Raw genomic sequence first — 20,365 nt, 5'->3', positions numbered from 1 at the left:
GGTTCCGAGGCGTCTCAAAACACCACTTACAGGGCTATCTAAACTTCTTGGGCTGGATCCTCAACACCGACGACTGGTTCGAGCAGATCCTAAGTACTGACTTCTACAGATGAGCGTTCTCCGATTATGTCGTACTGAGTCGTGTTTTTCGCACGTGAAACCGTGAACGGGTCGTAGCCCTTCATGATGGGCATCACGTAATCGTCGAATTTCTCGGCCGGACTGCGCTCCTGTTCGCTCATAGTTTACTCGTAGTCGTGGTTCACTGCGCGGAATGCGTCCTCTGCGACTTCGAGTGCAGTATCGATTTGTTCGTCCGTATGGGTATAGGTGGTGAAGAATCGCTCTCCTTGCATCGGGTTACCGAACAGAACGCCACTCGCAGCGGCTTCGAGCCACCAGTCGGCGAACTGGTCTTCGTTGGCGTGCCATGTGTCACGGTAACGGTGGATATCGTGGTCGGTCATGTACACCTGCCCCATCGAACCGATGTGCTGGACGTTCGCATCAATGCCGACATCGTCGGCGACTTCTTGTAGCCCAGAGAACAGCCGGTCACCGAGACGGTCGATATGGTCGTACACGTCGCGCTCATCGAGAATTTCGAGCGTCTTCAACCCGGCAGCTGCCGAAACTGGATGGCCATTGTAGGTACCTCCATGGAAGGTTGAGGAGTTCCACTTCGACGCCTCCTTCTTTTTTGGAGGGATGATTTCGTCCATGATCTCCGCTTTCCCGCCGAATCCAGCCACCTGATAGCCGCCGCCAGCAGCCTTGGCAAACGTCGTCATGTCAGGTGTGATGCCGAAACGGCCCTGTGCACTGTCAGGGGCAAGTCGGAAACCGGTCATCACTTCGTCCCAGATGAGGACGATACCCAATTCCTCTGTGAGGTCACGAAGGAACTCATGGTAGTCATCACGAGGGAGCAGACAGCCGCATGAGAACATCACCGGTTCGATGATTACTGCTGCGAGGTTGTCGGCTTGCTCGCGGAGGATGCGTTCAGTAGCCTCCTTATCATTGAATGGAAACGCGACCACGGTGTCACTCACAGCGTCAGGAATGCCCGTTCCGTACGAGACGGTGTTGGGTGCGTCGGCAGGCCCAAGTGCATCTTCACTCGCGTAGACACTCTGGAGTGCATAATCGTGTGCCCCAGCGTAGCCACCTTCGGGTTTGGCGATCTTGTCTTTGCCCGTGTACGAACGAGCAACCCGCATCGCGTGCATGGTCGCTTCACTCCCGCTGTTCGCGAGTCGTACTTTCTCAATGCCCGGGGTCATCTCTTTGACCTTCTCCATTAACTCGATGGCGACCGGTTGGGGGGTGGCAGTCAAATCACAGGTATCGACCTGGTCTTTGACTGCTTCTCTCACTTCGGGATGGCCATGCCCGAGGATGATCGGACCGAGTGCGAGCAGAAAATCCAGGTATTCGTTGCCATCGATGTCGTAAAGGTACGATCCGTGTGCTTCCTCAATGTAGAACGGATAGGGGTCGAACGACCGGACGTTCGACTCAACACCGAGGGGTGTCGTACTCGACGCTCGCTCATGAAAACGCTCACTTTCACTGGTTTGGTTCCGGAGCCGCTCTGCATGATCTGGTTCTTGTTCTTTGTCACCGAGGCTCATCATCTCATACCACGGAGGTCCACTCAATAAATCTTTGGTAAAGAATGGGTTGTCACGAAAATGATGCGGAAAATAGGCCGAAGATGGGGGAATAATACGACTACGGATGGCGGGATAGGGGGAGTATCAGCCCTTTCAACCCGCCACCTGTCTTGCGAATCTCGCGTATATCGAGTTCGACTATCTCAATGCCACGGTCGTCGAGAGCGCTTCGGACGTGCGGATTTCCGGACGGCAGCAATACCTCGCCCGGTTCGATAACGATGGTACTCGTCACCCGATTACGCTGTTCACGCATCGGCACTTCTATTGTCTCGATTCCTCGGTCGTGCAGTACTTCGAGAAATTCGGCGGGGACGGCTTGTGGATAGACGAGTGCGAGGTCGGTGTCGACCATGCTGAACACGAGAGCCAGATGTGTTTGTCCAGTGCTCTCGGTGCTGCCGAAGATGGGAACCTCGACGACTTCGATGTCGTACGTTTCTAAGACGTTTCGAACTTGGCGAATGCCTTCGGCATTTGTCGTCCGCGACCGCCCAATGGCGACGGTCTCCTCGTCTATCCACACCATATTTCCTGCCTCGAATCCACCCGAGCCGTGCACTGTATGGTAGATTGGGATGCCGAGTTCAACCACGCGTTCGGTAACGCGACGTTCCTCGCCGTGCCGAGTCTCCTCGACCATCTTCCCGACGACCACTCCCCCTTCGATCGCAAAGCCGACGTCCCGAACGAACAATGATTCTGCCAGTCCCTCACAGGCGTTGTCGAGCGAATAGACTGTCACGTCCCGTTCTTCGAGTTCTTCGACTAACGCTGCGTGTTCACTCGCAGCACTTTCCTGTCGAGGTAACCCGTCCCAATCCCATTCGTCGGGGTCAACTACGGTGCTGAACTCCGGCCCTGGTTCGTGGATGAGCACACTCTCAAGCTTCCCGACTTCGGTTCGAACCGACGGTGAAAGTTCCCAGCAAGCCATCATTCGGATAGGTCGAGTCGCTGTTCTTCTTTCACGCTTCGAAGGGCTATGTCGGTCGCCGTGGAGAGGACTCCCTCGTACTGTCCAATGCGACTCAGCAAGTCAGTGAGTTTGGATCGGTCGCCAACACGAACTTTCAGCAATAAATCGGCGTCGCCGGTGAGTTCGTGAATCTCTTGAATCGCTGTCTCCTCGGCGAGTCGCTCGGCTACTTCCGAGAAGTGACCGGCTTCGGTATGAACGCGGATGAACGCTACGTCGTCCAACCCAAACAACTCGGGGTCGAGTACGGCCCTGTAGTCTTGGATATACCCCTCTGCTTCGAGCGAATTCACTCGTTCGTGGATGGTGGCGCTCCCCATGTCCAGACGGCGGGCGATTTCAGACAGTGCTGTCCGCCCGTCAGCTTGGAGTATCTTGAGTATCTTCATATCGACTTCGTCGAGGGTCATACGGCTCATTTTATACTGCGTTCTCCTATTCTTTCTTTTTCTTTCATACTGTTCAGTCCTTTCATCAGTCTGAGTCAGTGTATGGACGGACTGCGGCTTCCGTTCGGGAGGTCCTGAGTGCGGCGATGTCGACCGAACAGGTCGCCGCTGCTCCCACATCTTTGGGAAGTGAGAGCCGCGTACCGTGCGAACCGACGATGTCGTCACAGGGCGCGAACACCGCCGACCGTCCGGTGCCTGTGAGCTCGCTATCAGAGTGGGTACCGACGACGCTGACCTGTGCGAGATACAACTGGTTTTCGACCGCTCGTGCCGCCGAACAGCGTCGAACACGTTGATACCCCGCTTCTTCGGCAGTCCACGACGGAACGGCAACGACTTCTGCACCGCGATTTGCGAGACTCCGGACGACGTCCGGGAACTCGACATCGTAGCATATCGCGATGCCGATGCCGACACCGTCGTATTCGATGACCGGCGGCGGTTCGGTTCCTGCTCGCTTTCCTGCTCGACGTTCTTCCGGAATCAGATGATTCTTATCGTACGTGCGAACGTTCGAACCGGGAATCCCGATGGGACATCGGTTGTAGATTGAACCATCATCGTCGACGTTGTACGATCCACCGACGACGACTGCTTGACGATCGTCTGCGACGGATGCGAGGACGCTGTGAAGGCGCGTTTGCTCTCTGGAATCAAGGACGGCCACTGCGTCGTCAGCTCTGGCGCCTTCAAGATAGTCGCTCACGAATAGTTCCGGGAGCACGTACAGGTCAGCATCACCTGCACGCTCGAAAGCGGCCTTCATTCGCCCCACCAGTGCGTCAAATGAGGTCACTCCACAGAGTTCGTATTGGCACAACGCGATGTCGAAACTTCCGCAGATGCCCATTTACCTACTGAGCTATGAGGGTAGGAGACAAAAACTTTGTCCGTATTTTGACTCGGTTGACGAGAAATAGTCGGTGTCTGAGTGAGATAGAACAAAACTTATTTTGTGGGGCCGCGATGACGTGGCAAGGAAACGCATGGCAAACGAAACTACGACTCGCGACCGAGAGGTCGAGACTGAGATAGGATTTTTCAGCCGACTACGAGGGAATCGTTGGACTGGGCTGGTTGTCAACATGGTTCCAAGCGCATTCTGGCTATTCACGTTTTTTCTCGTTCCATTGGCTGTAATGTTCTACTACAGTTTTGGTCAGCGGGGAGCGTTCGGCGAAGTACTCATCGCACCGAAGTTCCTTGGACTCCAGCAGTATCGCCTATTTTTCATTCCCGACGATGCGACCATACTGGAAGCTGCGTGGTTCACCATCGCGTGGGTAATCGAAGCAATCGTACCGTTCGCGATCGACCTTGCAGCAGGTGAACCGACGCCATACGTCCAACTGACGCTGAAGAGCATCGGCTTCGGAGTGGTGGCGACGTTGGTGTCGTTCGTTATCGGCTATCCAGTCGCTTACTACGTCGGTCGCATCGCGCCTGAGGAGTATCAAGACCTGTTATTGGTGCTAATAATCCTCCCCTTCTGGGCGTCGTTTCTCGTCCGTATCTACGCGATACAGATTCTCCTGTCTGGTAACAGCATTCTGACCAACGGATTGGGAATTCTGCCCTTTTTTGGGGCCGGCCAGTCGCTAATGAACACCCGGTTTGCGGTCATGGTCGGACTAGTGTACATCTGGATTCCGTTCATGATCCTCCCCGTCTACGCGAGCATCGAGGAGATTGACTTCACTCTACAGGAAGCCGCCATGGATTTAGGGGCAAACCGATTTCAGGCATTCCGCCGCGTCGTATTCCCGCTGTCGATGCCAGGCGTCATCGCCGGGAGTCTGTTGGTGTTCATCCCGAGTACCGGTGCGTATGTCATTCCTGATTTACTCGGCGGGACGGATAGTCAGATGATTGGTAACTTCATCGCAGAGCAGTTCGGAGCAGCGGGTAACTGGCCACTTGGAGCGGCGGCCTCGTTCACGCTGATGGGGATAATGCTGCTTGCGATAGCTCTCTACCAGCGATACGGGAGCGCTGATATTGCATGAGTGCTGATGCATCACGGAGCAGTTGGTTCGCGCGAGTACGTACGCGCCTCTTCCAACATGGTGGGACGTTACTGGCCTTCGAAGCCGCGCTCGTCTACCTATTCCTCTACCTCCCCATCGCCGTGCTTATCGCCTTATCGTTCAACGACTCGCGGTACGCATTGGTGTGGCAAGGATTCACGACGAAGTGGTACGAGGCCTTGCTGGCGGGCGAAACCGTTGCCCGCGTCAACCCTGACGCTGCGTTTTCGGCACTCGTTAACTCGATCGAGATTGCGCTCGTCACCGTCGTCGTCAGCACCGTTTTTGGGACGATGTTAGCGATTGCTCTCGACCGTTACGAGTTTCCTGGAAAGAGTTTGTTTACAGGTGTCGTCTACATGCCTATCATTATCCCGAGCATCGTGATGGGTATCTCGCTATTGTTGTTCTTCAACATCGTCGGAATGTCGCTCGGACTTCACACGGCTGTTATCGGGCATATCGCATTCGACATCAGCTTCGTCGCCATCGTCGTCCTCGCTCGACTCCAAAGCTTCGACCGCACATTAGAAGAGGCAGCGAAGGACTTAGGCGCCAACGAATTGGAGACGTTCCGGTATATCACCCTTCCATTGTTGAAACCCGGAATCATGGCCGGTGCACTACTCGCGTTCGCCATGAGTTTCGACGATTTCGTGGTCACGTTCTTCATTATCGGCAGTCAGAACACGCTACCGATATTCTTCTTCTCGATGGTTCGGCAGGGTATCACACCAGGTGTTAATGTCGTCGCGGCGCTCATTATTATTGTCACGATGGCGGTCGTTGCAGTTGCGCAATGGTTCGAAGGGCCGATATGGTAGAAAAAGTTTCGGAGATAGACGTATAGCTCCCCAATCTTTATGTCATATACACTCATTTAGCCAAAAAGAGTCGGTGTGATACAGATGAACAAACAAAGTAAGTCACGGGACGGAAGGCGACGATTCCTCAAGACGACGGGCGCCCTTACTGCAGTTGGAGTAACTGGCCTCGCTGGCTGTACGGGCGGAAACGAGCAAGATGATTCATCAGGCAGTACTACGACCACCGCTGGGACATCGGGTACGACTGCCGGAAGTGCCAACCCTAAGCAGAAGTACGACCTGAAAAAACCTGGCTACGAATTAGAAAATCAGCTGAACATCTTCCAGTGGGGCGACTATTGGCCGGATGGGACGGTTCAGGATTTCGAGAAGGCCTACGGCGTGAAGGTCAATGTCTCGAATTTTGCTTCTAACGAAGAGATGTTCAACAAGCTCAAAGCTGGCGGAACTAACCAATACGACCTCATATTCCCCAGTGACTACATGATTAACGTCCTGGTGAAACAAGGGATGATTCGAAAATTGAACAAAAAGAAAATTCCTAACTACAGCAACCTCGGCCAGAAGTTCACAGACACTCCGTATGACCCCAACCCCGGTATTTACTCAGCCCCCTACCAGTGGGGTACCTCTGGTATCGGGTACAATAAGGAGATGGTTGGCAAGAACGCCGCTATCAGCTCTTGGGATGCGATGTGGAACAACGAATGGAAGGGCCAGATGACGATGCTCAATGACATGCGTGAAACCATCGGCGCGGCTCTGAAGCGACTCGGGTACTCACTGAACACCACTGACGAGGCCAAGATCGAGGAAGCAAAGGAGATGCTTATCAAGCAAAAGAGCCTCCTCAAGACCTACGACTCCTCGAATTTCACCACCAACTTGATCAATAAGCAAGCAAGCCCGGTTCACGCGTGGTCTGGTGGCGTGTTCCAGGCGTACTGGGAGACATTCAAGGACGGTTCTTCGCCTATCGCTTACACAGTACCGAAGGAAGGTGGCGTCATCTGGGTTGACAATGGTGCGGTTACCAAGAAAGCCAAACATCCCAATGCCGCCCATGCATTCATCAACTACTATCTCAACCCGAAAATCGGTGCACGCATAACCAACTGGACTTACTACGGGAGTCCGAACCAGGCTGCCGAGAAGCACATCAACGAGGACATCCTCAAGAATAAGAGTATCTACCCGGATTCGAAGACGATGAAGAAACTCGAATACATCGAGAACATCGGCCAAGCGACGCAAACGTACAGCAGAGCATGGACCGAGATCAAGAACGCGTAACATGACAAGCTACGATGTTCGACTCGACGGGATCACCAAACAGTTTGGCGATGTAATCGCAGTCGACGACGTAAGTATCGACATCGAAGCAGGAAAGTTCCTCACCCTGCTCGGCCCGTCAGGGTGTGGTAAAACGACGCTACTGCGGTGTATCGACGGATTCGAGACCCCGACAAGCGGTGATGTCTATATCCGCGGTGAACGCGTCAACGACATTCCGCCGTTTGAGCGCGATACGAGTATGGTATTTCAATCATACGCGCTATTCCCGCACATGACGGTCGGCGAGAACGTTGCATTCGGCCTCGAGATGCAAGGACTCCCTGAAGAACATGGCCAAGCACCTGACGGAGGATACAATACGAGAAGTGGCTTCGGTGGTGCTTTTAAGCGTCTCGTCAGCCGAACGGGGAGCGAAGAGATAGAAGCACGCGTCGCAGAAGCGCTCGAATTGGTCGAACTCCCCGACCACCAGGATAGGAAGATAAGCGAACTTTCGGGCGGCCAACAACAGCGTGTCGCCCTGGCGCGTGCGTTGATCACTCAGCCGACGGTGCTGTTGCTTGACGAACCCCTCGGTGCACTCGACCTGAAACTCCGCAAGAATATGCAGGTCGAGCTGAAGAACCTCCAGGAGAATCTGGACACTACGTTCGTCTATGTTACCCACGACCAAGAGGAAGCGCTAACGATGAGCGACGAGATCGCCGTAATGAAAGATGGTCATCTCGAACAACTTGGGTCAGCGACGGAGATTTACGAGGAACCGAAAACGGAGTTCGTCGCAGATTTCATCGGCGAAACGAACCTTATCAGAGGAACCTACGCCGAGACCCCAGACGGTCCGATCGTCAAGCGTGATGGACTCTCGTTCCGTGTCCCACACAAACCCGACGCAGAAGGTGAAGTTTCGTTCGCTATTCGACCGGAAAAAATCCGGCTGGGTACTGATGCACGCGAAACAGATAGCACCTTCGAAGCCGAGGTGACGGAAGAAATATACAAAGGGAACCTCGGCAAATTCGTCGTAGAGCTGTCGAACGGTCAACAACTCACCGTCGACATGCAGATAACCGATCGCGGCGAGTATCTCTCGACCGGTCGAACCGTGACGGTCGGATGGTCGGCCGATAATACCGTCGTGCTGACGGAGTGAGATTGACACCCGAACTGGAAATCACTTCGAACGATACCTGTTTTCCAATGACAGACTATACAGATACACTTAGAGCGAATCACGAATCGGCAATCGAAGACGCAACCCGAGATATCACGTTCGGCGTCGTCATTGGCGGTGAAACCAAAGCGGCGGCAACCGACGAGACGTTCGCGCCGGATGACCCCGCGATAGCCAAACCCATCGCCGACGTGGCACGCGGCGGTAAGGCGGATGTGGACGACGCAGTGTCGGTTGCAGCGGCGGCATCCGATGGTGAGTGGAGTCAAATGACACCGATGGAACGTGGCGACACCATTCGGGCGTGGACGGATGTCCTTCGCGACCACCTCGACGAACTCGCCCTTCTGGAAACTCTCGAAGTCGGAAAACCGTTCTCGGCCGCGCGTGCAGACGTCGAGACAGGTCTCGACTTTTTCGATTACTATGCCGCAGCGGCGGTGGGAGAGGAAGGATCGGTCCCGCCCGTCGGTAACGACTCGTTCGCGTACGTCAGGCAGGAACCGTTTGGCGTAACCGGCCAAATCCTTCCGTGGAACTATCCCCTCCTCTTGATGGGCTGGAAGGTTGGTGCAGCCCTTGCGGCGGGGAATACGTCGGTGACGAAACCTGCCGAGCAGGCCCCGCTCGCGGTGATCCGTGCTACGCAACTCGCAGAGGATATCCTACCGGATGGTGTGTTGAACGTCGTTCCCGGATTCGGCGATGAAGCAGGCGTTGCGGTATCCAGTCATACGGGCATCCGAAAGGTCTCGTTCACGGGCTCGGTGCCTGTTGGACAGGAAGTCATGCGGGCGGCTGCAAAAGACGTGACGCCCGTTACGCTTGAACTCGGTGGAAAGAACCCATTTGTCGTGTTTCCAGATGCCGACATAGAGGCGGCGGCAGAGACCGCGGTCGTCGCCGGCCTCTACAACAACGGGCAGTCCTGTGACTCCGGAACTCGTCTCGTAGTTCACGAGGACGTGAAAGATGAATTCCTCGATCACTATCTCGACGCAATCGAGACCCGGACGGTCGGCGACCCCCTTCAAGACGCGAATCAAGGACCACTCTGTTATGCGACACACCGAGATAAAGTTGAGCAGTATGTCGAGCTTGGTGAAAGGGAAGGGGCGACTGTTCTAGCGGGTGGAAGTCGTCCCGAGAACGCGGAACTCGACGAAGGGTACTTCTTCGAACCGACGGTGTTCGGGGACGTCCAGCCGGAGATGCGAATTGCACAGGAAGAGGTATTCGGACCCATTCAGTTCATTCTCGAGTTCTCGACGTACGAGGAAGCCATCGAGGTTGCGAACGGGGTGACCTACGGACTCACGGCCGGCGTGTTCACGCAGAATACCTCGCGCGCGCATCGGGTGGCCGCAGATATCGCTGCGGGGAGCGTCTGGGTGAATCAGTACTTTGGCACCGTTCCAGGCACACCGTTCGGCGGATTCAAGCAATCCGGTATCGGCCGCGAGTGTGGAAAGGAGGCGCTTTCGGAGTACACACAGAGCAAGTCCGTCCATCTGGCCCTTGAAGACCCGTCGCTCTGACCGGTGATCGATGGTCTTCCAATTTACCATGATCATTTCGGGTAGATATTTGTGATTCCGGACTCAACCGTTACGAATGTCACAGAGTGTGGTGAAAACGGACGGTATTCAAGAACTTCGACATCTCCTGCGCGTGAACTTGACTGACAGAACGGTCGTAACAGAAGAGATATCGAAGGACTACCGCGACAGGTTCATCGCCGGGAAAGCTCTAGGAGCAGCCCTCCTACTCGACGAACTCGAACCGGGAACCGACCCGCTCTCGCCGGAAAACGTGCTCTTGTTTACGTTCGGGCCGCTCACTGGATTTGCACCCGGAACGTCCCGGTATGCCGCCATCACGAAATCCCCCCTCACCGGAACGTTCGTGGATTCCTACTCGGGTGGTCACTTTCCGACGATGTTCCGGTGGGCTCTCCCCTCCTACCTTGGCGTCGTCTTCGAGGGAAAGGCCGATGACCCGGTCTATCTCGACGTCTCTGCGGACGGCGTCTCCATCGAAGACGCGAGCGACCTCTGGGGACTGAAAACCGACGAAACTGCCCGCCAATTCGATGGTAAACGAACGAAAACCACAGCCATCGGTCCCGCGGGCGAGAATAAGGTACGCTTTGCCACCATCTCGAGTGACGAAGGAACTCACCACGCTGGACGTGGCGGTGTCGGCGCCGTCATGGGGTCAAAGAACCTAAAGGCTGTAGTAGCCTCAGCGAATTCGGCACCAGACGCACCGGGTATCCAGGATTTGCGTGTCGAGCACACGAAGCGACTCGGAACCAGCGAGGAGGTGTCGTGGGCCCGCAACGGTGGTACTCAACTCATCCCCGATTGGACACAGGAGATCGGCGCACTGCCGTCACACAACTGGACCCGTGGTACTATCGACGATATCGATATGCTGAACATCGATGCGTTTGAGCCCGGGCATGTCACTACTGACTCCTGCTATGGATGTCCGGTCGCGTGTGGACACGTGACCGATTTCTCTGATACAGACATCGACGGTGCGTTCGAGGATACGAGCGTCGGTTGGGGGCCCGAGTATGAGACTATCGGGATGGTTGGAGCAAATACCGACATCACGGACGTGACTGCCGTTACCGAACTCGCACACCGTGCCGACACGCTCGGGATGGACACCATCTCACTTGGAAACGTGTTGTCGTTCGCGATGGAATGTGTCGAAGCGGAGTTGATAGAGTACGACATCGATTGGGGCGACGCGGAAGCAGCCGCCGAACTCGTCGACATGATAGCCCACCGTCAGGGAGTCGGCGATCTTCTCGCCGACGGGACACGGTTGGCAGCCGAGTCGCTCGACGATGACCGAGCGCGGGAAGCCGCAGTCCAAGTCAAGGGGCTCGAACTTCCGGCGTACGATCCGCGTGCGTCGTTCGGAATGGCACTCGCGTACGCGACTAGTGACCGCGGAGGATGCCACCAGCGTGCATGGCCCATCGGTAGTGACGCACTCGGCGGCGAGCGTGATCCATACGAGGCGGATGGGATGGCCGAAGCCGTGGTTGCCGACCAAGACGAAAACGCACTCACGTTTAGCATGGTGACTTGCGATTTCACTGCGTACAACTACGAGCGTGCGGCGGAGTGGCTGAATGAGCTCGGCTATGACGTGAATGTGGAAGAACTCGAAACCGTCGGTGAGCGAGCGTGGAATCTCACTCGTCTGTTCAATATGCGCGAAGGGTTCGGCCGTGACGACGACGAACTTCCCCGGCGGTTCACGCAACCTCTGAAGGATGGTGGGCCAGCCGACGGTAATCGCATCACAGAGGACACGTTCGAGACGATGCTTGAGGAGTACTACGACCTGCGCGGATGGTCGACGAATGGTCACCCAACGACGGACACGATGACTCGCCTCGACATCAATGACTTCGACGATGCGTTGAGCTAGGCGAAATCTTTCCGTATTCTCCCGCCATTTCCAGAAAGATTTTTGGTTCACGTCCACCTTCGGTAGAGTGACTCACACATGAGACAGCTCTACATAGATGGTGAATGGGTCGACAGCGAGTCCGACGAGGGCATCGAGGTCGATTCACCCGTTACGGGTGAGGTTATTGACACCGTTCCTAATGCGTCTGCTGGAGACGTACGGAAGGCGGTCGAAGCGGCCCGCCGTGCACAACGAGAACTCGAAGAGATGACCGCGTTCGAGCGAGCGGCGGTGCTCGATGAGGTAACGGAGTACTTCGAGGAGCGCGAAGACGAGATTGCTGAACTCATCACCCGTGAAGAGGGCAAACCGCTCCACGAATCATACGAAGAGACCGAGTACGTCATCGAGTCGAGCGATGACTACGGACACGACGCAATCCGACTGTTCGGCGACGTCGTTCCGTCGGAGTTTCGGGGACGGTTCGCGTACACTCAACGCGAACCGTATGGACCGTGTGCAGTTATCACCCCGTGGAACTTCCCACTCGAAGTTCCTGGTGGAAGTATCTATTCTGCCATCGCTACCGGTAACCCGGTGGTGTTCAAACCTGCAGAGGAAACGCCACTAACGGCCTATCACATCGCGAAGGCATTCGAGGGGTCTAGTCTCCCCGACGGTGCCTTTAACCTCATCACGGGGGCAGGCGAGACCGGTGCAGAGTTAGTCGGTCATCGAGATGTCCGATTGATTGCTTTTACTGGAAGTACTCAGGTAGGTCAACAAATAGCCAAAACAGCCGCAGAACGCAATGCCCAATGTCTGTTGGAGATGGGTGGTAAGGATCCAATTCTTGTCCTCGACGATGCCGACGTAGACCACGCTGCCGAAAGCATCGTAATGGGAAGCAATTGGAATGCTGGCCAGGTCTGTTGTGGCACCGAGCGTGTCATCACGACCGAAGGGGTCCATGACGACCTGATCGAAGCCGTGGTCGAAAAGACCGAGGCTCTCACGCTCGGCGACCCTTTCGAGGAGGAAACCGACGTCGGGCCGATGGTGAGCGAGCGCATCCAGCAGAAAGCCAAAGACCACGTCGACGGTGCAGTCAAGCAGGGCGCACAACTGTTGACCGGCGGTACTACCGACGGTCTGTTCTACGATCCCGCAGTGGTAGACGGCGTGACCGAACAGATGGATATCGCCACCGAAGAGACGTTCGGTCCGGTGACGCCTGTCATCCGGGTCGACGACTACGAAGAGGCCATCGAGGTCGCCAATCGCTCCCGGTACGGCCTTCAGGCCGCCATCTTCACTGATTCGCTCGAACGCGCCCATGACGCCACCAATCGCCTGAAAGCGGGAGGTGTGTTCGTTAATGAGACTAACAACTACTGGGAGCGGTTGCTCCCGTTCGGTGGATACGGAGAGAGCGGTTCAGGGGGGCGATACGGAAGCAAGTGGCATCTCGAAGCGATGACGCAAACGAAAGCAGTTATGATGAATTACAAGTATTACTGATATGAATGTAATAGCACTCGGCGGTTGCGGTGCAATGGGACGAGCGACCTCACACGAACTCGCAGAGCGTAATGACGTCGACCTTGTCATCGTGGACGCAGACCTCGACGCTGCTGAAGCCATCGCCGCCGATCTTCCTGGAACGGTCGAAACTGCGAAGGTCGACGTGACAGACCACGACCGACTGGTCGATGTGCTCGCCGACGCGGACGTGGTGGCGAACGCGCTCCCCTACGCGTTCAATATTGACGTAATGGAGGCATGTTTGGAAGCGGATGCCCACTATCTCGACCTCGGTGGCCTGTATCACAAGACGCAGGATCAACTCGAACTCGACGAAGCGTTCGACGAGGCCGGACTCACGGCCGTTCTGGGTATCGGTGCCAGCCCAGGATTGACGAACGTCGCAGCAGCACGAGGCGCAAGTCATCTTGACCGCGTCGACGAAATTCACATCCGAACCGGTGCAAAGGGTGGTGGTGACGGTTTCGCCTACTCGGCGAAGACGATTTTGGACGAACTCACAATGAACCCTATCGTCTTCGAGAACGGTGAATTCAAAGAACTCGAACCCCTTTCGGGACGTGAGACGTACACAATGCCGAGTCCTGTCGGTGAGGTCGAGGGATTCCACAGCATCCACTCCGAACTGGCGACGATGCCTTACACCTTCGAAGGGGTAGAAACCGTTGACTTCCGGGTCGCATTCTCACCTGACCTCGTGAACATCTGTGACGTACTCATCGGATTGAATCTCACCAGTGAGGAGGAAGTCGAGTTCGAGGGTGCGACGTTCAGTCCTCGTGAATTCCTCGACTGGCATCTCGACCGCCAGCCGAAACCGGGCGCGGTCGAGGAATGGAAGTCTTTCCGCGTAGACGTGGCTGGCGAAGAAGACGGCGAGGACACCCATTATCAGTACTCTGTGGTCGTGGAGTCACGACTGGACGATTGGGGACTGAAGGCCACCGCCGTCTGGACTGGTGTTCCGATGGGCATCGCGGCAGAACTTGTCGGTCGTGGCGAAGCACTCGACACGGGTGCGAAGCCGCCAGAACAACTCCTCGACCCCGAGCAGTTCATCGATGAACTCCGAGAGCGCAACATCGAGATCGTCGAAACCCGAAACGCATGACCTGCCAATGACTGTAATCACCCCATTATCATCGAACGATAGCGCGATGAACTACATTGCTGGCGAATGGCGCTCACCGGCAGGCGAGGACGAACAGGATATCGTCGATCCAGCGACCGGTGAACGAATCGGGACGGCACCGTTCAGCGATACGTCTGACCTCGACGAAACCCTCGTCGCCGCCACCGAGGCGTTCGACGAATGGTCACAGCGACCGGTCGAAGAACGTATTCAGCCTCTGTTCGAACTCAAACAGCTTCTTGAGGCGAATCAAGACGAACTTGCGGAAGTGCTCGTCACTGAACATGGTAAGACCTTCGCGGAAGCGAAGGGTGAACTCCGGCGTGGTATCGAGAACGTGGAAGTAGCCTGTGGCATCCCGTCGATGATGCAGGCCGGTCATGTGCAGAGTGCCGCTCCTGACATCGACGAGACTGCAGTTCGACATCCGCTCGGGGTGTTCGCGGCCGTCACACCGTTCAATTTCCCCGGAATGATCCCGCTGTGGTTCCTCCCGTACGCCGTGGCGACCGGGAACTGCTTTGTTCTCAAACCAAGCGAACGTACACCGTTCACGGCAATGCGACTGTTCGAACTCATCGACGAAGCGGGGTTCCCGGATGGTGTGGTCAGTCTCGTCAACGGCGGCCCAGCGATGGTAAACGAGCTACTGGCACACGAAGATATCGTCGGTGCTTCGTTCGTCGGGTCGACACCCGTCGCAGAACACGTCTATGAAACTGCGGCCACACATGGCAAGCGCGTCCAGGCACAAGGTGGCGCGAAGAATCACATCGTAGTTTCTGAGTCAGCAAATCTGGAGTTTGCGGCTGAACAGACGGTTTCTTCAGCATTCGCTAACTCAGGCCAACGCTGTCTTGCTAACCCTGTCGCAGTCGTACACGACGACGTTTACGATAGGTTTGCAGACCGAGTCGTCGAAATCGCAGCAAACCTTACTGTTGGAAGGGGCCTCGCTGACAGTACCGAGATGGGTCCGCTCATCACCGCAAGTCACGAGGACACGATTCGGGATTACATCGAAACGGGGATCGAAGAGGGTGCGACCCTTCTCCTCGACGGACGCGAGCACGATGTCCCCGAGGCAGGAAATTATCTCGGCCCGACCGTCTTCGGTGACGTGGCGACCGACATGACCATCGCGCGCGAGGAGATATTCGGGCCGGTTCTCGCGCTCGTCCGCGCCGAAGACTTCGAAGATGCGTTGGCGACGGTCAACGGAAGTGAGTACGGCAACGCCGCTAGTCTGTTTACCGACCGAGGGGGTGAAGCCCAGCGGTTCCGCCACGACATCGAGGCAGGTAACCTCGGCGTGAACGTCGGCACAGCGGCGCCAATGGCGTTCTTCCACTTCGGCGGGCGGAAGGACTCCTTTTTCGGTGATCTCCACGCACAGGGTGACGATATGATTCGCTTCTATACGGACGAGACAGTATATATTGAACGCTGGCCCTCGCACTGATTTGCGTTCGTCTGCAGATACGGAGTTTTTCTTTTGGATACATTCTACAATGGTGACACGCCATATTCTCTCACCTTTCAGGATGTCCCGGCCAACGTGTTCTTGGATGTCAGCGTCTCCAACAGCGACCTGTCTTTCGAGAAGAACAAGTACGACGCATACTCGCTCAACAGCGAGAACTAAAATCTGTCTGGGCAGGTTTTCGGGAGCAACAGTGAGTGCTCGTTACTTTTCTGCATCCACGATGGTCATCTCTTCGGGAAGGCCAGTCACCTTCACCGGGAAGTGTCCCTCGTCCTCAACACAGACGAGTGCGTGACTGTAGCCACGTTCACGTGTCCCTGGCTTGGCCTGTCGAAGAAAGTCCGCTTCACGCTCATTTAACCCAAGCTTCTGCCGATGGGCGTCCGATAACCCTGGCAATCGCTGAAGTATCTTGATCGACGATTCTTTTGCCAGCACGGCCGCCTTCTCGTGGACGAAAAAGTCGCTTGCCTCCTGGGTAACGAGATGGATGCTCAGGTCGTAATGACGGGAGTGTCGATACGCACGTTCCAGCCAATCGAGTGTACCCGCATTCTTCATCAGATACTGTGCCTCGTCGATAACCAGAATCACGTTCTTGGTCGTCTGCTTCACTCGCTCGTAAACGGCATCGAATAACAGCTGCATCATCAGGGCGATTTCACATTCGCCTTCACCTTGCTGGAGGTCGAGATACGTGACCTTCGCATCCCGGAGGTCGATATCTGACTGGCCTGCGAGATTTGCGAACTCACCCCCTCCTATGAACGGCTGCATGCCGATTCGCAGTTCGGCGGCCCTGTCTTCCCATTTCTCAATCTCCGTTTGCGTCGGGACGAGCTCTTTGTCTTCGCTTTCTAAGAACGAACTCGCGTCTTCTACCATCTGTCCGAGAATGTCGAACACGTCCTGAACGGTCGGGCTCGTGTTCCCATGCGTGCTCGGGTCACGAGTAATTCCACGCCATTCGTACGCTTCCTGGACTGCGCGTCCGAGGACGGCACGTGCATTCTTGTCGAGTCCCTCACCACTCGTATCGACGTGTGCGAAGTACGTCTCGAAAAAGCCCATCACGCTCGAGAGTCGCTGTACATACGGGTCGAGATCGTCCGTCGCTTCGAGAACGTGTGCTGGTGTTTTCTCGATTTCCATTGGATTCATCTGGCGTGTCCCACCGACGACGATTTGGTCTGCATTGAGTGCATTTGCAAGCGGGCGAAAATCTTCGAGCGGATCGATCATGATGAGAATCGTCTCCGGGTCGTTCGCGATTTCACGGAGACTGAGGAGTTTCGCGGTGATAGATTTTCCAGAACCGATTTTCGCCGCAGCGAGAACGTTGTAGCCGTTTGGTCGACGCCAACGGTCGACGACCACTGGGGCGTTCGTCGTCGCGTGATAACCATACCGAACGCCGGTCTCTTCGATGACGGTCGTCGTCGAGAAGGGGAATGCAGCGCCGAGTGCACTACCGAGCATCGGCGTCCGGGCACTGGGGAGTTCCCTACTGACTGCATCCTCGGCGACCGGACTCCCACTGATGAGCCCTTTCGTCTGGATATAATCGAGTGATTTCACCGTCAACTGTCGTTTCGCGAGTTCGGTCGAAATCTGTTGGCACGTCCGATCGACAGCCCGTTGGGTTTCACCACGCACCGTGATGTACGCGGCAACGTCGAACACTGACTGTGAGCCCTCTGTGAGTTGCGCGAGAATTTCTTCGTGTTCGTGAATCCGCCGCTCAGTGATACCGAGCGTGGGATTCCCATTTTTCTCTTTGCCGAGTCGGATAGTCTGGAGATCACGGATAGCGTTCTCGAACTCTTTGATGCCACGCTCAATTGGTCGTGGACTCGCATGGATCGAGAGGTCGACATCGGCACTCGGATGCGTCGTGATCGTCTCAAGGATGCCGGGATCTGCCGTATCCGGCCAATCGATGACGACCAACGTCTTGAGCCACTGGTCGCCTGCCTGTGTCGTGTCTGCACTGCAGTGGACACTTGCCGGTGCGACCAGTCGAGCGTGGTGGTCACTTCCGTCGCCCAGTAGCTGTGTCGATGTTGATTCGGTGTCTGTCCCACCGATTACGTGACGGAGGGTAGTGAAAAGTGACATGATTACGGTGTTGGGGGAGTCGATTCGGGTATCGTATCCGATTCTTCGTCACGGTCCGATTGTAGTCCCGTATCTACTGCCGTTCGAGCAGTGACGACTGGCTTCGTTCGCAGACGGGTGCTATCCGAACTGAACTCCGACTGTGTTCCCGTCCAGTAGGTGTCGACCCAGTCCGAGAGTAAGTCCGCAGTAATCGGCTCTGCTCGACAGGTTTCGATACCACGAATCGCATCCTGGACGGCCCGAAGTCGTTCTGCGATGACTCGACCCTGTGCCGTTTTGAGTTCGGCGTCCGTCATGCGCGTACTCTCCGCACCGACGAGTTCGAAGAGAGTTCCCAGATAGGGCACGTCAGCCAATTTCGCGAGCGCACCGTGTTCTGCGAGCTGGACTTCGTGGACGGTGACAGGGATGAGAATTTGATACTCACGAACGCTCGTCCCCCGTGCCTGAAAATCGTGGGGAAGTCGTTCGCGATAGTGCTTGATGAGCTCTCTGAGTGTTTCGTTCGATTGAACGTCCGGGTCATCGAGTCGATCTGTGTACCCTGCAACCAGTTGCTCGGCATCGACACGGCGAGCCGTCGACCGAATCTGAAAGTCGAACTCCAGTGTGTTCAGTGCGGTACCGAGTGCGTCCGCTGCTGCATTCCATTCGGTGTCGGTTGCCAAGGTCAAGTTCGCTGGGTCGACCTGGACACCAGCGACGAGTGTCCCATCAGTTCGTTCGAGGGTATCGGTACGCGGATCGAATTTCTGAACACGGGTGAGTGGTTCGGTGCGCTTAGCCATGCGCTTTCCAAAGAGTGTTAGCGTTTTGGGACGGCGTGAGAACGTTATCATCTGGCGCAGCCACGTCTGTGGTGTCATGTGTGACGGTGCGATGAACACGATTGCCCCCGTCACTCCGAGTAGCGAGAGGCCACCAGTGAGGCCGACACTGATGGCGATGATACCACCCTGTGTGGCGAAGGCGGTGAACCAGAGTAACGCCCCCGCAAATGCAGGAAGGAACAACTTCAGATCCGCAAGGCTGTAATCGATGTCGATACCAGCGATTTCGTCACCAGCACCGAACGTATCGAGGATTCGGCGTCGTGGATTATCTCGTTTCATTGATTTTTGTCATCTGCTTTGGGTTCTGTTTCGTCGTCGATGCGGTCGTGGACAGCGTCGGTCATGCTGTGGGTGCGAAGCCAGCGAATCGCAGTGTGTGGTTGCCACCCCGTCCGTCGTTCGAAAGCGCGTCGCAGGACGTAGAGAACGCCTGTGAGGGGTGGAACCCACAGCACAAATGAGAGGGTAGGTTCGGTAAAGCGAGGATGGACATCGAGGAGTGACAAGCAGCCACCGACGACCCCGATACCGAGTGCGGTTCGACTGGCGAACACCCAGGGGGTTGCCCACACGTCGAACCCAGCAAGGTCTCGGTCTTCGTGGATCGTTTTTCGGAGGAAGTACGCGATGCCAACCGTACTGACTCCCCACAAGACGAGTGCGCCGACTGCCGATCCCTGTGAGAATCGTCCGGTGTGTATCAATAGCCAGTCGAGGGCCCCGATGCAGCCGACGGTGGAGAAGACGGCGACGAACTGCCATCGTGGTCGGACATGTGTCACGACTTCCGTCGGGTCACCACGGCGGCGCTGTCGCTCGACATGCCGTACATATGCTCGCTCACGTTCGATAACGTGGGCAAGATATCCTCCCCCAATCACGAGGGGGAGAACGACCGGATTCGTCCCGAGACGTACCCCAGTTCGGAGGAGGTCTGTGAAAGCGGTTTTCGTCCATTGGAGGCCAGTCTGGACCCCAAGAAAGAGCGTTCCAGTGAGGGCGATACACACGAGAGCACACCCGATAACGAGTGTACTTCCGACACCTGCAGCGAGAAGACGTCGAACGAACAGGAACCGTCCAGAATAGATGAACAGACGGGTCTTTTCGGTTGCTTCTTTGAATAGGGCGCGTCCGTAGAGAAGGGTGAAGCTACGTTCAGCGTTTTTCAATCTATCTGCTTGCCTTACATTCTTGCTAACGATACCTTTGTCTTCCCATTCAAGACAATCCAGACAAACTGTGAAATGATTCTCTACTTTCGCTAGTTGTCCACTCTGGCTCAAGAGACCAGTTGCTGACACGTAGTAGTCAGAATGAGGCGACTGAATCAGTCGCCTGATTCAGCCGCTGTCCGGATTGGTGCGTAATGAGGCTAC

The 20,365-nt window shown here is 55.9% G+C and carries 16 protein-coding genes and 1 pseudogene; 10 read left to right on the top strand and 7 right to left on the bottom strand.

Translation table 11 applies throughout. The features are described from left to right. Positions 1-113: pseudogene (locus ACR3FF_RS19960) on the top strand (IS1595-like element ISHti5 family transposase); the annotation flags it as partial. Between the two features lie 132 nt (positions 114-245). Here the strand turns inward: ACR3FF_RS19960 and ACR3FF_RS19955 are convergent. The 4 genes from ACR3FF_RS19955 to ACR3FF_RS19940 form a co-directional block, all read right to left on the bottom strand. Further along, positions 246-1,637, bottom strand: a complete 1,392-nt coding sequence (locus tag ACR3FF_RS19955; RefSeq protein ID WP_458189878.1) for an aspartate aminotransferase family protein — start codon at positions 1,635-1,637, stop codon at positions 246-248. 100 nt (positions 1,638-1,737) lie between these two features. After that, entirely contained in the window at positions 1,738-2,616 is an 879-nt protein-coding gene (locus tag ACR3FF_RS19950) for a dimethylarginine dimethylaminohydrolase family protein (protein ID WP_458189877.1), read from the bottom strand. Then, the gene (locus ACR3FF_RS19945; RefSeq protein WP_458189876.1) at positions 2,616-3,068 is read right to left on the bottom strand and encodes an Lrp/AsnC family transcriptional regulator; all 453 of its coding nucleotides are present in this window, start codon (positions 3,066-3,068) and stop codon (positions 2,616-2,618) included. Before ACR3FF_RS19945 ends, ACR3FF_RS19950 begins: the two co-directional genes overlap by 1 nt. Positions 3,069-3,132: 64 nt before the next feature. Continuing rightward, positions 3,133-3,960 carry a nitrilase-related carbon-nitrogen hydrolase gene (locus ACR3FF_RS19940; RefSeq protein WP_458189875.1) on the bottom strand — a complete coding sequence of 276 codons (828 nt, stop codon included), beginning with the start codon at positions 3,958-3,960 and terminating at the stop codon, positions 3,133-3,135. A 289-nt stretch (positions 3,961-4,249) separates the two neighbouring features. On the opposite strand from ACR3FF_RS19940, the gene ACR3FF_RS19935 reads away from it, so the two are divergent. From ACR3FF_RS19935 to ACR3FF_RS19895, 9 genes are all read left to right on the top strand, one after another. Beyond that, positions 4,250-5,116: an ABC transporter permease gene (locus tag ACR3FF_RS19935; RefSeq protein WP_458189873.1), complete on the top strand. Its 867-nt coding sequence runs from the start codon at positions 4,250-4,252 to the stop codon at positions 5,114-5,116. Then, complete coding sequence (locus ACR3FF_RS19930; protein ID WP_458189872.1) at positions 5,113-5,961, top strand: ABC transporter permease; 849 nt, start codon at positions 5,113-5,115, stop codon at positions 5,959-5,961. The genes ACR3FF_RS19935 and ACR3FF_RS19930 overlap by 4 nt, the downstream gene beginning before the upstream one ends. Positions 5,962-6,045: 84 nt before the next feature. Beyond that, on the top strand, positions 6,046-7,257 hold the full coding sequence (locus ACR3FF_RS19925) for an extracellular solute-binding protein (RefSeq protein WP_458189871.1): 1,212 nt from the start codon (positions 6,046-6,048) through the stop codon (positions 7,255-7,257). Between the two features lies 1 nt (position 7,258). Continuing rightward, on the top strand, positions 7,259-8,413 hold the full coding sequence (locus ACR3FF_RS19920; RefSeq protein WP_458189870.1) for an ABC transporter ATP-binding protein: 1,155 nt from the start codon (positions 7,259-7,261) through the stop codon (positions 8,411-8,413). A gap of 47 nt (positions 8,414-8,460) precedes the next feature. Next, positions 8,461-9,972 (top strand): aldehyde dehydrogenase family protein, encoded by a 1,512-nt coding sequence (locus ACR3FF_RS19915; RefSeq protein ID WP_458189869.1) that lies wholly within the window; start codon positions 8,461-8,463, stop codon positions 9,970-9,972. Between the two features lie 76 nt (positions 9,973-10,048). Beyond that, positions 10,049-11,887 (top strand): aldehyde ferredoxin oxidoreductase family protein, encoded by a 1,839-nt coding sequence (locus ACR3FF_RS19910; RefSeq protein WP_458189868.1) that lies wholly within the window; start codon positions 10,049-10,051, stop codon positions 11,885-11,887. Between the two features lie 78 nt (positions 11,888-11,965). After that, positions 11,966-13,390, top strand: coding sequence for an aldehyde dehydrogenase family protein (locus ACR3FF_RS19905; RefSeq protein WP_458189867.1), 1,425 nt, complete (start codon positions 11,966-11,968; stop codon positions 13,388-13,390). A gap of 1 nt (position 13,391) precedes the next feature. Beyond that, positions 13,392-14,525, top strand: coding sequence for a saccharopine dehydrogenase family protein (locus ACR3FF_RS19900; protein WP_458189866.1), 1,134 nt, complete (start codon positions 13,392-13,394; stop codon positions 14,523-14,525). Between the two features lie 7 nt (positions 14,526-14,532). After that, positions 14,533-16,008: a CoA-acylating methylmalonate-semialdehyde dehydrogenase gene (locus ACR3FF_RS19895; RefSeq protein ID WP_458189865.1), complete on the top strand. Its 1,476-nt coding sequence runs from the start codon at positions 14,533-14,535 to the stop codon at positions 16,006-16,008. A gap of 225 nt (positions 16,009-16,233) precedes the next feature. Here the strand turns inward: ACR3FF_RS19895 and ACR3FF_RS19890 are convergent, their stop codons facing one another. The 3 genes from ACR3FF_RS19890 to ACR3FF_RS19880 are packed head-to-tail and all read right to left on the bottom strand — an operon-like array spanning position 16,234 to position 19,768. Beyond that, the gene (locus ACR3FF_RS19890; protein ID WP_458189864.1) at positions 16,234-18,150 is read right to left on the bottom strand and encodes a VirB4 family type IV secretion system protein; all 1,917 of its coding nucleotides are present in this window, start codon (positions 18,148-18,150) and stop codon (positions 16,234-16,236) included. A 2-nt stretch (positions 18,151-18,152) separates the two neighbouring features. Then, entirely contained in the window at positions 18,153-19,265 is a 1,113-nt protein-coding gene (locus tag ACR3FF_RS19885) for a TraC-like domain-containing protein (RefSeq protein WP_458189863.1), read from the bottom strand. Next, positions 19,262-19,768, bottom strand: a complete 507-nt coding sequence (locus ACR3FF_RS19880) for a hypothetical protein (protein WP_458189862.1) — start codon at positions 19,766-19,768, stop codon at positions 19,262-19,264. The genes ACR3FF_RS19885 and ACR3FF_RS19880 overlap by 4 nt, the downstream gene beginning before the upstream one ends. Between the last annotated feature and the right edge of the window lie 597 nt (positions 19,769-20,365).

This window comes from Haladaptatus ordinarius, from assembly GCF_054177595.1.
The sequence above is the reverse complement of the archived record's forward strand: the minus strand, read 5'-3'. Positions and strand labels throughout refer to the sequence as shown.

Coding starts and splice junctions, on each gene's coding strand:
- ACR3FF_RS19955 (WP_458189878.1), bottom strand. CDS start 1,637: ATGAGCCTCGGTGACAAAGAACAAGAACCAGATCATGCAGAGCGGCTC.
- ACR3FF_RS19950 (WP_458189877.1), bottom strand. CDS start 2,616: ATGGCTTGCTGGGAACTTTCACCGTCGGTTCGAACCGAAGTCGGGAAG.
- ACR3FF_RS19945 (WP_458189876.1), bottom strand. CDS start 3,068: ATGACCCTCGACGAAGTCGATATGAAGATACTCAAGATACTCCAAGCT.
- ACR3FF_RS19940 (WP_458189875.1), bottom strand. CDS start 3,960: ATGGGCATCTGCGGAAGTTTCGACATCGCGTTGTGCCAATACGAACTC.
- ACR3FF_RS19935 (WP_458189873.1), top strand. CDS start 4,250: ATGTTCTACTACAGTTTTGGTCAGCGGGGAGCGTTCGGCGAAGTACTC.
- ACR3FF_RS19930 (WP_458189872.1), top strand. CDS start 5,113: ATGAGTGCTGATGCATCACGGAGCAGTTGGTTCGCGCGAGTACGTACG.
- ACR3FF_RS19925 (WP_458189871.1), top strand. CDS start 6,046: ATGAACAAACAAAGTAAGTCACGGGACGGAAGGCGACGATTCCTCAAG.
- ACR3FF_RS19920 (WP_458189870.1), top strand. CDS start 7,259: ATGACAAGCTACGATGTTCGACTCGACGGGATCACCAAACAGTTTGGC.
- ACR3FF_RS19915 (WP_458189869.1), top strand. CDS start 8,461: ATGACAGACTATACAGATACACTTAGAGCGAATCACGAATCGGCAATC.
- ACR3FF_RS19910 (WP_458189868.1), top strand. CDS start 10,049: ATGTCACAGAGTGTGGTGAAAACGGACGGTATTCAAGAACTTCGACAT.
- ACR3FF_RS19905 (WP_458189867.1), top strand. CDS start 11,966: ATGAGACAGCTCTACATAGATGGTGAATGGGTCGACAGCGAGTCCGAC.
- ACR3FF_RS19900 (WP_458189866.1), top strand. CDS start 13,392: ATGAATGTAATAGCACTCGGCGGTTGCGGTGCAATGGGACGAGCGACC.
- ACR3FF_RS19895 (WP_458189865.1), top strand. CDS start 14,533: ATGACTGTAATCACCCCATTATCATCGAACGATAGCGCGATGAACTAC.
- ACR3FF_RS19890 (WP_458189864.1), bottom strand. CDS start 18,150: ATGTCACTTTTCACTACCCTCCGTCACGTAATCGGTGGGACAGACACC.
- ACR3FF_RS19885 (WP_458189863.1), bottom strand. CDS start 19,265: ATGAAACGAGATAATCCACGACGCCGAATCCTCGATACGTTCGGTGCT.